The organism is Peribacillus sp. P4_C12, assembly GCF_056402095.1.
Genome location: NZ_JBFUIB010000105.1, coordinates 1 through 10413, shown reverse-complemented (window position 1 = coordinate 10413; position 10413 = coordinate 1). Strand labels below are relative to the sequence as shown.

The 10413-nt window shown below is 35.8% G+C and carries 17 protein-coding genes; 9 read left to right on the top strand and 8 right to left on the bottom strand.

From position 1 onward, the window contains the following. Positions 1-12 precede the first annotated feature (12 nt). From AC1DUW_RS14505 to AC1DUW_RS14495, 3 genes are all read left to right on the top strand, one after another. Positions 13-84, top strand: coding sequence for a (2Fe-2S)-binding protein (locus AC1DUW_RS14505; protein ID WP_477642811.1), 72 nt, complete (start codon positions 13-15; stop codon positions 82-84). Between the two features lie 177 nt (positions 85-261). Continuing rightward, entirely contained in the window at positions 262-1200 is a 939-nt protein-coding gene (gene yhaM / locus AC1DUW_RS14500; protein WP_053344913.1) for a 3'-5' exoribonuclease YhaM, read from the top strand. Positions 1201-1301: 101 nt separating this feature from the next. Further along, complete coding sequence (locus tag AC1DUW_RS14495; protein ID WP_053344914.1) at positions 1302-1484, top strand: sporulation YhaL family protein; 183 nt, start codon at positions 1302-1304, stop codon at positions 1482-1484. A 52-nt stretch (positions 1485-1536) separates the two neighbouring features. On the opposite strand, the gene AC1DUW_RS14490 is transcribed toward AC1DUW_RS14495, so the two are convergent. Further along, a complete protein-coding gene (locus AC1DUW_RS14490; RefSeq protein ID WP_477642810.1) occupies positions 1537-2400 on the bottom strand; it encodes a peptidylprolyl isomerase in 864 nt (287 codons plus the stop codon). 200 nt (positions 2401-2600) lie between these two features. On the opposite strand from AC1DUW_RS14490, the gene AC1DUW_RS14485 reads away from it, so the two are divergent. Further along, complete coding sequence (locus AC1DUW_RS14485) at positions 2601-2684, top strand: YjcZ family sporulation protein (RefSeq protein ID WP_083450669.1); 84 nt, start codon at positions 2601-2603, stop codon at positions 2682-2684. A gap of 186 nt (positions 2685-2870) precedes the next feature. Next, the gene (locus tag AC1DUW_RS14480) at positions 2871-2954 is read left to right on the top strand and encodes a YjcZ family sporulation protein (RefSeq protein ID WP_034314699.1); all 84 of its coding nucleotides are present in this window, start codon (positions 2871-2873) and stop codon (positions 2952-2954) included. Between the two features lie 112 nt (positions 2955-3066). On the opposite strand, the gene AC1DUW_RS14475 is transcribed toward AC1DUW_RS14480, so the two are convergent. Next, entirely contained in the window at positions 3067-3249 is a 183-nt protein-coding gene (locus AC1DUW_RS14475) for a hypothetical protein (RefSeq protein WP_034314696.1), read from the bottom strand. 111 nt (positions 3250-3360) lie between these two features. Further along, the gene (locus tag AC1DUW_RS14470) at positions 3361-3747 is read right to left on the bottom strand and encodes a DUF3267 domain-containing protein (protein WP_223305572.1); all 387 of its coding nucleotides are present in this window, start codon (positions 3745-3747) and stop codon (positions 3361-3363) included. 384 nt (positions 3748-4131) lie between these two features. On the opposite strand from AC1DUW_RS14470, the gene AC1DUW_RS14465 reads away from it, so the two are divergent. Beyond that, on the top strand, positions 4132-4458 hold the full coding sequence (locus tag AC1DUW_RS14465; protein ID WP_252432067.1) for a DUF1878 family protein: 327 nt from the start codon (positions 4132-4134) through the stop codon (positions 4456-4458). 7 nt (positions 4459-4465) lie between these two features. Here AC1DUW_RS14465 and AC1DUW_RS14460 read toward each other — a convergent pair whose 3' ends face one another. After that, positions 4466-5044: an HTH-type transcriptional regulator Hpr gene (locus AC1DUW_RS14460; RefSeq protein ID WP_053344917.1), complete on the bottom strand. Its 579-nt coding sequence runs from the start codon at positions 5042-5044 to the stop codon at positions 4466-4468. 189 nt (positions 5045-5233) lie between these two features. Next, entirely contained in the window at positions 5234-5596 is a 363-nt protein-coding gene (locus AC1DUW_RS14455) for a YtxH domain-containing protein (RefSeq protein WP_053344918.1), read from the bottom strand. A 318-nt stretch (positions 5597-5914) separates the two neighbouring features. Here AC1DUW_RS14455 and yhzF point away from each other — a divergent pair, with 318 nt between their 5' ends. Continuing rightward, the gene (gene yhzF, locus AC1DUW_RS14450) at positions 5915-6094 is read left to right on the top strand and encodes a membrane protein YhzF (RefSeq protein ID WP_053344919.1); all 180 of its coding nucleotides are present in this window, start codon (positions 5915-5917) and stop codon (positions 6092-6094) included. Positions 6095-6216: 122 nt separating this feature from the next. Here the strand turns inward: yhzF and AC1DUW_RS14445 are convergent, their stop codons facing one another. The 3 genes from AC1DUW_RS14445 to AC1DUW_RS14435 form a co-directional block, all read right to left on the bottom strand. Then, positions 6217-6735 (bottom strand): tryptophan transporter, encoded by a 519-nt coding sequence (locus tag AC1DUW_RS14445; protein WP_477642809.1) that lies wholly within the window; start codon positions 6733-6735, stop codon positions 6217-6219. 130 nt (positions 6736-6865) lie between these two features. Beyond that, complete coding sequence (gene serC, locus AC1DUW_RS14440; RefSeq protein ID WP_053344921.1) at positions 6866-7969, bottom strand: 3-phosphoserine/phosphohydroxythreonine transaminase; 1104 nt, start codon at positions 7967-7969, stop codon at positions 6866-6868. Positions 7970-8262: 293 nt separating this feature from the next. Continuing rightward, on the bottom strand, positions 8263-8685 hold the full coding sequence (locus AC1DUW_RS14435) for an HIT family protein (protein ID WP_053344922.1): 423 nt from the start codon (positions 8683-8685) through the stop codon (positions 8263-8265). Between the two features lie 655 nt (positions 8686-9340). Here AC1DUW_RS14435 and AC1DUW_RS14430 point away from each other — a divergent pair. Together AC1DUW_RS14430 and AC1DUW_RS14425 are read left to right on the top strand one after the other, a co-directional pair. Then, positions 9341-10084, top strand: coding sequence for an ABC transporter ATP-binding protein (locus AC1DUW_RS14430; protein WP_053344923.1), 744 nt, complete (start codon positions 9341-9343; stop codon positions 10082-10084). After that, positions 10077-10413 (top strand): ABC transporter permease (locus AC1DUW_RS14425; protein ID WP_477642808.1); only part of this gene is annotated, 337 nt, incomplete at its 3' end. The genes AC1DUW_RS14430 and AC1DUW_RS14425, both read left to right, overlap by 8 nt.

The window sequence follows — 10413 nt, the reverse complement described above, 5'->3', positions numbered from 1 at the left end:
CCTTATAAACGAGTGACATGCTGTTTATATTACCAGATTGACGGTCAGGAAAAATGCTCATACTGTCCGAATAAGAACTGTTGAATAGATAATCATAAGAAAACCAGGCTTTGACTTCGAGCCTGGTTTTCTTATGGGATGAAAAGTTTCATCTGTCCAGTCTTTTTCTTTCGGGTTGTCTATCACTTATTATAGAAACTAAACGCATTAAACGGGTTGATATGTTATAATGTTGATATTTAATTGAACGGAGGCAGTCGCATGGGAAATGGGATTATTCACTATGGAATTGGTGAAGTAGTAGATATATATATGTATATTAAAACGAGTACAAAGGCGGTTGCGAGTAATGGAAAGCCGTTTTTAACACTGATTTTGTCTGATAAAACTGGGGAGATTGAGGCTAAGTTATGGGATGTCTCCGAGACTGATGAGAAAACATACAGTGCAGAAGCTACGGTGAAAGTGCAGGGGGAAGTCCAGAATTATCGAGGACGAAGCCAATTGAAGATCCGTAATATTAGACTTACTGCGGATGCTGATGGCATCACAAAAGCGGATTTGATTCAAACGGCACCTTTAAGTCAGGATGAAATGATGGAAACGATTACTCAATTCATTTTCGAAATGAGGAACCCAAATATCCAAAGGGTGACTAGACACCTTATCAAAAAATATCAGAATGAATTCTTGACGTTTCCTGCTGCTACTAAGAACCACCATGAGTATATGTCAGGACTCGCATATCACGTTGTGTCGATGCTGGGGTTAGCTAAAGCCATTTCAAACCTATATCCTTCGCTCAATAAGGATCTTCTTTATGCAGGGGTCATTCTACATGACCTTGGAAAGGTACATGAACTATCTGGACCTGTGTCGACTGTATATACGGTTGAAGGTAACCTTCTCGGCCATATCACCATCATGGTAAATGAAGTCGGTAAAGCTGCAGAGGAATTAGGGATTGATGCAGAAGAAATCATGATCCTCAAGCATTTAATATTAAGTCACCATGGTAAAGCTGAATGGGGCAGTCCTAAACCACCAATGGTAAGGGAAGCAGAAGTACTTCATTATATTGATAACATGGATGCCAAAATAAATATGATGGACCGGGCATTGGAAAAAGTGAAACCGGGAGAATTTACGGAAAGAGTCTTCGCACTCGATAATCGTTCATTCTATAAACCAACATTTTAATGAAATATGTTTCTTTCTCAATCGAGAAAGAAGCATATTTTTTTTGTTTGTGCATATTCTCTAATAAATGACTAGGAGACTTATTTGGGAGGGAAAAGGACATGCCAATATGGATCTGGTTTGTGTTTATTGGAATCATCGTTAGTGCAGTCATGTCAATATGGACAGCTAGGCAAGAACGCCTTATAGATGATGCATGGATTGAGAAGGAAGGTCAGAAGTATATTGAAAGGATGGAAGAGGAAAGAGAGAGGCGTAAAAAGGATATAAATCAGGGAGCCTAGCATGAAATAAAAAAAGCGACAGGACAAAGTCCTGTCGCTTTTACTATTCAAATTACTTTTCTTCTTTAGTTGTGCCACCAGATATAGCATCTTTTAAATCTTTATCATTAATCTTCACGTCTGCTTTTTTAACTTCTGCATCCAGAATATCTTGAACTTTAGTTTGGTCAATTTGAGCGACCTTCAAATCATATTCAAGATCTTTTTTCATATCTTTGTATGGTTTTTTTTCTTTTGTATCAAGCAGTTGGATAATGTGGTAGCCGTAATCAGATTTAATCGGTGCACTGATTTCGTCTTTCTTCATTTTGTAGGCTGCTTCTTCAAATGCAGGAACCATTTCACCCTTACCGAACCAGCCTAGCTCTCCACCTTTATCTTTTGTGCCTGTGTCAGTAGAGTATTCTTTAGCAAGTTTAGCAAAGTCTTCGCCTTTATCCAATTTTGCTTTAACTTCGTCTGCTGTTTTTTTGTCTTTTACAAGGATATGCCTAGCTTTGATTTGTGGTTTATAGTCTTCATAAGCTTTTTTAACGTCAGCTTCTTTCACGGTAATATCCGCGATGGCTGCTTTCTCTTGAAGCATGCCGATTTTTAGTGCACGTTTAAGATCATCTTCGCTCTTATATCCGGAAGAGGCTAGAGCTGTTTCGAAATTCTCACCCATTTGTTCTTTAAGCTCGTTCGTTTTAGCTTTAACTTCTTTATCCGTTACCGTATATTTTTCAGAAAGAACTTTTTCATAAACAAGTTCTTGAAGAACTGTATCACCATAACGGTCCTTCATGACATTGTAAAACTCTTCTTTAGATATATCTCCTGCTTTAGTTTCTACGACTGCTTCCTTGTCGCTGTTGCATGCTGTAAGTCCGATCAATCCTGCTGTAACAGCAATCGATAATGCCCATTTCTTCATTAAAAAACAACTCCTAGTTTTAAGTTTCTTGTTTGCTCTTCTTAGTATTTCCACAAAATTAACTATAACATATTCTGGTTACTTTACAAAAAATAATATATTGATGTATGAATAAGAATTTTACGAAAATTGGGTAAATGCCTAACCGGATAATAAAACTTAACATATGATAAATCGAGGACAACAAAGGAGGTAGGAAAATGGGTAATGGATTTAACGGAGGTTTCGCTTTGTTAGTAGTGTTATTCATTTTATTAATCATTGTAGGGGCAGCCTTTTGCTAGTTATACTCAAAATTAATAATGGAAAGTGCCCACTCCTTTTGCAATGGAGTTGAATAGGATAGGGTAGCCGCTCAACAAGAAATGAATAAAATGCTTATCAAGCTAATGAAAGGAATGATTCCTTTTAGCGGATATAAGAGTGTGCATGAAATTGCTATTACTTAAGAATGGAAAGGAGGAAGATCAATGTCTGGAGGAATAGGTGGAGGCTTTGCTCTAATTGTCGTTCTTTTCATCCTGTTAGTCATAATTGGAGCTTCTTGGTTATAAACTCATAAACAAAAAGGCGAAGCTGCTCGCTTCGCCCTTTTCTTTATGTGGATAATGCCCCGGGTATCATCAATGTATGTAACAAATGATAATCAACATTTGTTGCTCATCTCTACGTATACAAAATTTCAATATAGGAGGATAATAACATAATAGTAATTAATACATTAATGGTCCTGAATACTTTAGGCTGCCGGTCTTCAGCAATTTCCTTTTGAATACATAAAGAATTTGTCATTCTATTAATATTATAAAGAATCAGTATAGCAAAAATAATAAACCAGAACGAGATCAAAACCTAAAATCCCTCCTTACAAAACATCATGTATAAATACGATACCAAATTATAATGAAAAAAGATACCTAAAAATCTGTCAGTCATCTTTATGAATAAAAAGACAATCAATTACTTTTGGATGAGGATGTCGTATCCTTCTCCGTGTTCTTCAATAAAGGAATGCCCTGGCGAACCAACTAGATTTTTTATATAAATGAAATCCGATACACATAATCCGGTGTGCAGGGAAAATAAAATAGTGAAATAATGGATGTAATGTGGATAACTAAGGGCACACCCAATTAATATGACAGACATAATTAAAAAGGGTAGCACCAGCGTCAAGAGATATAGGTGCTTTCGAATGGGGTAATGCACATTTATTTTGCATGTGAGCACGAGTCTCCACTTCAAAGACCAGGATGTTTTCACTTTTTTACATAGTAATCGTAGAGGTAAATAGTGTAATAGTTTGTGAACAGGATATAATAAGAGCAATAGGCTAAAAAATACCATTGTTTGATCGTCATACAAAACGACATGAGTTGAAAAGACACTTAATAATGTATAGATCATAACAAAAGACATCAATATAGTAAAAACTGAAAAAATAATTAAACGGCAGCTCCCATATTGTTTTGTTACGTCTATTGTTTTCCACGAATTCATTTTGAAATCAGCCCTCCATAGACCGTTGAATTTACTTACATACATTACGATGAATGAGTTGAAAAAGCAATAGAATTTTTGGATTTAGTTTGAATATAAAAAACAGTGCAGAATGAAGAAGGCTACAATAAGATAAAATCGAGTTCCAAATGAAGAATAAGGTGGATTTTGGGCGGAATAATTGTTTGGAGTCTTTATGCTAAATAATGATTGATTGGGGATTAATAATGTATGGGAAATATAAATGAAGAAATAGAAATACTCCGTTTTCATCAGCAACTATTATTAAACCTTATACGTAATCCGGAGGCAAAGTTAGACTTTCTTTTTGTGGAAAAAAATTTCACGAAGAAGGAAGCGGAAGAGTTGTTGGAGACATGTGATATATTGAGCAAACGCTTTGAAATAGAAAAAGCGGAAGGGTACATGAACTTTCGACCGCTTTTTATTCAATTTGAAAAAAGGTTGAATCCTAAAATAACCATAAAAGAATGTATTAACGCATGCCTCTCACAAGGTTTATATGTATCATTCATGAAGGAAATGAATAGAGTGTGAGATTAAATTAAACTGGCTCAGTTTCTTTCTCTATCTTTTTTTTTGTGATTTTACCTTCAACGTCAGTAAATTCCTGATCAATGTTATCAAATGACCGTTCAAAGATTTGCATGAAATCTTCCCCGTATATGTTACGAATGACAGCCATCATTTCAATCATATCCGGAAATTTACCATAAAGTTCACGAAGTGGAAGTGCACCTGAGAAAGCTGAGTTTTTACTTGGGTCATATGACTCCATTAACTCAAGTAGAACTCTTTCACCTTCTGGAGTTATCTCAATATACGTATTTCTTTTGTCATTCTCTTTCTTGGAGAATGTTAAAAATCCACGTTCCTCTAATTTTTTTGAAAAGTTAAATGCTGTTGAAACATGCATGACCCCAAATTTTGCAACGTCTGAAATGGAAGAGCCATTAAGATGATAAGCAATCCAAAGAATATGGTGCTCATTGATGTTTAAATCATAAGGCTTAATCCATTGCTGCCAATCTTTTTCAATCGATTTCCATAATGCTTTGCTTAATTGTGCAATTCGTTGACTAAAAATCATTGCTTCTTTCATAGAATAATTTTTATTCTGCATTTTATGGGCTCACCTACTTATCAGATTCTGTATATTTATTATGACAATAAAATAAAAATTAATAAAGATAATATTTGCAAAATTTTTAGAAAATTTAAGGTTTTTTAATAGATTCTCCATTTTTCTCTAATAAACTATGTAAATTATTGGGAAAAATGGAGAATCAGCCTTATATGATGGTGTTAACTTTTAGTTTTTAGGAGAAGGTATTACTGTTTCTAATTCTTTCAGAGAATCTTCAATTTCCTGAACATTCTTCAATAATTCCATTTTATTTGGTTCAATTTCCTGCTTCCAGTTCTCAATGACCACCTGAACATCTGAAATGAAGGTTTTCACTGTTTCTTTGCTGATTTGTGTAGCTTCCATTGTGTCATCTTTAATATTTAATAATTTAGCCTTTAACTCATCAATGGTTGCCTTAATTTCTTCCGTGTTTGTTTTGATGCGAGTCCGTAAGTCTTTACCAGAACTTGGTGCAGAAAGTAAGGTCGCTGCTCCCGCTACAACTGTTCCAGTTAAAAAGCCAATTAGTAATGATTTTGCTTTCATTAGGATCACCTCATTTTATAATATTGATTTCGCTTTACATGGTCTAAATCCCTGCTGGAAAAACATCAATTGGAAATTAAGTTATATAGGGATATAAATACTATTGATAACAAAATACCATAATTTTCATCCTTAGGGAAGAGTCTCTACCATTTTATCTTTATATCACAAAAATATTTTTTTAAACTCAGATATTAAATATATAATATTTAAAAATAACTTGAAGATTAATCTATAAATGCTTCATATAAAGGAAAGAACGGCATATAGATAGTAAAAAACTAGCTGTCGGATCATTGATGGCATTGGTGGGTAATAATGAAATTTATATTTTTATTAGGCCTAATATGCCTGTGCGGAATGGGGTATTTTCTAAGGAAAGCAAAAAATCCTGGTATCTATCCTCCTAAGAGGGTGCATCAAACTAGAGCGTTCGCTTTGGGCCTACCTGGGGTCTTTCTGCTTTTTATTTGGTTTATGTGGGTATTGATTCATTAAGCCTCAGAGGATTTGTTTTAATGTCAGAGATAAGTCTAGATGCTGACTAAATCCCAGATTCATAAGGAGAAAAAAAAGCACCGGTCATTCCGGTGCTTTTTTAAGTATGATATTCCAGCTGTTTAAGCATGAGCGGATATATTTGATTTTTTTACAATGCCGTTCACAATTGGATAAATGATAACCATCGCAACTGTATTTAGCAGTACGGCAGGAAGGACAACAGCTCCGAATAGTGCAACGAAAGGCCCTGGTAGGGAGACGATATAATAAGCCGAACCAAGGAAGGCTGCGCCGGAAATAATTGTTCCTACGGCAGTCAATATACTTACGGTGACAACGGATGTTGAAAACTTCTTAAGACTGATGAATAAAAGATAAAACAGAAAAGCTGTTACCAACTTGTCTATGATATTTGGAATTTGTCCTCCGGGGAATGTTGTTGTCATGGCAGAGATAGCTCCAGCAGCCAAGGCTACAATGAATACATTCTTTTTCTCGGGAAACAGTGCAATCGCCAAAAACATCATCAACAGCATCATGTCCGGTTTCATTCCTAGGAAGAATCCTGGAACAATAAAATGCAAAGCAGCCCCAATCCCGATTAAAAGGGATATTGACACAAGAGTTTTCGTTTTCATTTACTCATCTCTCCTATTCTCATCTCAACTAAAATCTTTTCTTCAACAATGCACTACTGCTTGTTGCAAGAAGTTTAAAATAGTATATCATAAGACCTATTTTTTTAGAAGTCTTAAATTTGCATAGAAACTAGAGGGCTTGTGCTTCTGTTGCTTTATAGGATTCTTGAAACTTTTTCATGAAGTCAGCAAGATCTTGGCAATGGGAAAGCGGTACCGCATTATAAATGGATGCTCTGCAGCCGCCAATAGATCGGTGACCGTTTAGTCCCACAAATCCAGCTTGCTTCGCTTCTTTCAGGAATTGTTTTTCAGCTTCTTCAGTCGGAAGTGTGAACGTTACATTCATATGTGAACGGCTGTCTGGAAGGGCATGGCCTTTGTAAAAACCATTGCTGTTGTCGATAGCATCGTAAATGACTTTTGCCTTTTCTCCATTTACTTCGGCAATCTTCTCTACACCGCCCTGTTCTTTGGCCCAATCCAACACAAGTGACAATAAGTAAATCGCTAATGTCGGCGGTGTGTTATATAATGAGTTATTTTTTGAATGAATAGAATAATTCAGCATGGATGGGATTTTTTCATTATCAGTTATTAAATCTTTACGGATGATAACGACGGTAATTCCAGAAGGTCCTAGATTTTTTTGTGCACCAGCATAAATGATTCCGAATTTACTAACATCAATTTTTTTGCTAAGGATATCACTTGACATATCAGCTACTAGTGGAACGTTACCTGTTTCCGGGAAATGTTTCCATTGCGTTCCGTAAATTGTATTATTACTTGTAATATGAAGATATGCCGCATCTTCATTCAATTTGATATCCTCAAGTTTAGGAATGAACGTATATTTTTCATCCTTAGATGAAGCAACGACTGCTGTATTACCAACTTTTTTGGCTTCCTTTAAAGCTTTTTCCGACCAAGAACCTGTTAGTACAAAATCTGCGCGTTGTCCCTCATTCAAAATGTTCATAGGAATCATAGAGAATTGAAGACTGGCTCCCCCTTGCAGAAGAAGAACCTCATAATTTTCAGGAATTTCCAAAAGATCTTTTAAGGATTGAATGGCATGGTTATGAATTTTTTCAAATTCAGCACTTCGATGGCTTAATTCCATGACAGACATACCAGAATTCTCAATATTCAACCATTCGTTTTGAGCTCTTTGTAAAACTTCTAAGGGAAGGGCGGCTGGCCCAGCGTTAAAATTGCGTGCACGTTTCAATTTTCTTCCTCCTATACAGCTATGTGTTAAAGTATTTTAGTCTATTTATATCCTACCAGAAAACTAAATTCAATAGGAGGAAAATTTAGAATTTTAGATGGATAATCATTTTGATTTAGGGAGGAATAGAAGAGGAGGAAATAAATAGGTCCTTCACTGTGAGTGAGGACCTATTTAGGGTATATAATTTGTCACGTTATAACTGAACTAATTAGAGGTAGTATTGAACGTAAGTTGTAATCTTCTAAACATTTTGGGAGATAGACAATAACCCTTTACTGGTAGCGGGAGTTTCACTTAATATGCTGTGCAATAGAGTCGGCTATTTGTTTCAGGTCATCGGGTGTATAGTCACGTGTATGTGTTTTCCAAACTGCCCCAAAGCCGTCATTTTCTCCATGTCGTGGAATTAAGTGCATATGAAAATGGAAGACGGACTGTCCGGCTGCTTCCCCGTTATTATTTAAAAGATTCAGGCCGACAGGTTGGAATTCTTGTTTCATGGCACGGGCAATTTCCGGCACGACTTCAAATAGATTTTTGGCGATTTCCGGTGTTAACTCGTAAAGGTTTTCCTTATGTACTTTAGGAATCACCAAAGTATGGCCTTTTGTTACTTGACTGATATCAAGAAAAGCTAGCACATGTTCATTTTCAAAAACTTTCGTACTTGGAATTTCACCATCGATTATTTTGCAGAAAATGCAATCACTCATTAAAAACGCCCCTTTAAAAAAAATTAATGTATTTGGTTAATCGTACCATAGCTTGATTCCCTGAGAAAAGAAAAAACCATAAAAACAGGATGCAACGGAAAGTTGCACCCTGTCTTGTTTGAAAAAGGGGGTTTTGCTTCAATTCGCATTAGCATAAATTCTCTGCGACAAACACCTCATCTACAGTAAAGTAAAATACGGTTATCTGATTAGAGATTTTCCATTCAAAGCAACCATCTCCTATATCTTTAAAGTTTCATCAACTTTCAAAGCATAAATGATAATTATTGAATGATTTTTCTGCTTTGTGCAAGCGAACCATCTCCTTGCTCGATACGATTTTTTATGAAGCTTCTGGTTTAATTCAGTTTATACGTCTTTAACTGACACCTCATTTACAATATGATGTGAATCATTTGTAATAAAACGTTTGGGCATTTCAGTGTAATACGTCTTTAACTGACACCTCATTTACAATATGATGTGAATCACACGTAATGACTAACCCCTTCTTCCTTAATTATGATCGCCATTAAGTAGAAAAAATATAATTGGTTATTTGTGGAAATTTATTTCCGGGGACACTCGACTATATAAAAGCAGAAGAATTTGATAAAATGGAAATAAGAACCTCTATATAGAAAGGATCGTTTATATGTCCTTATTGGAAATTAAGCAACTAGTCGGGGGATACACGAAAACGCCCGTTTTAAAAGGAATAAGTTTTGACATTCAACCCAATGAGCTAGTTGGATTAATCGGGCTTAACGGGGCTGGGAAAAGTACAACAATTAAACATATTATCGGACTCATGGAACCGAAAGGCGGAAGTGTCTCGATTCATGGAAAAACACTTGCACAGGATCCGGATACATATCGAAAACAATTCTCTTACGTACCAGAAACTCCTATCTTGTATGATGAGCTGACACTTGAGGAGCATTTAAAGTTGACGGCCATGGCGCATGATTTGGAAGAAGCGACATATAAAGAAAGGATGAATGTCCTTTTAAAGGAATTCCATATGGAAAAGAGACTGAAATGGTTTCCGGCTCACTTTTCAAAAGGGATGAAACAAAAGGTCATGATCATGTGTGCCTTTTTAATACAGCCATCTTTATATATTGTTGACGAACCTTTTGTAGGTCTTGATCCGCTAGGTATTCAATCGTTGCTTGATTTAATGAGGAAAATGAAAGAGAGTGGAGCCGGGATCTTAATGTCCACTCATATTCTGGCAACGGCTGAGAGGTATTGTGATTCTTTCATCATTCTACACAATGGAGAAATTAGGGCAAAAGGTAATCTAGAGCAACTTCGCGAACAATTCTCCATGCCAGGGGCAACACTTGACGATTTGTATATCCAATTAACGAAAGAAGAAATTGGTCATGAATAGTCAAAATCTCTGGACGGAAAGATATTTAGGCTACATAAAGGAAATGCAAAAATATTTGCGCTATATTTTTAACGGCCATCTTGTCTTTGTAATGGTATTGGCATTTGGTGGTTTGGCTTATTATTACAGTGACTGGGTTAGAACATTAGACAGTAACTTCCCGGCTGAATTGATTATGGCCTTTGTTTTAGCAATCATTGTAACCAGAAGCCCAATAAATACATTTTTAAAAGAACCAGATACAGTGTTTTTGCTTCCGCTTGAAACTAAATTGAAAAGCTATTTCAAAAATTCTCTTTTATTAAGTTGGGTTATGCAAGGCTTTATCC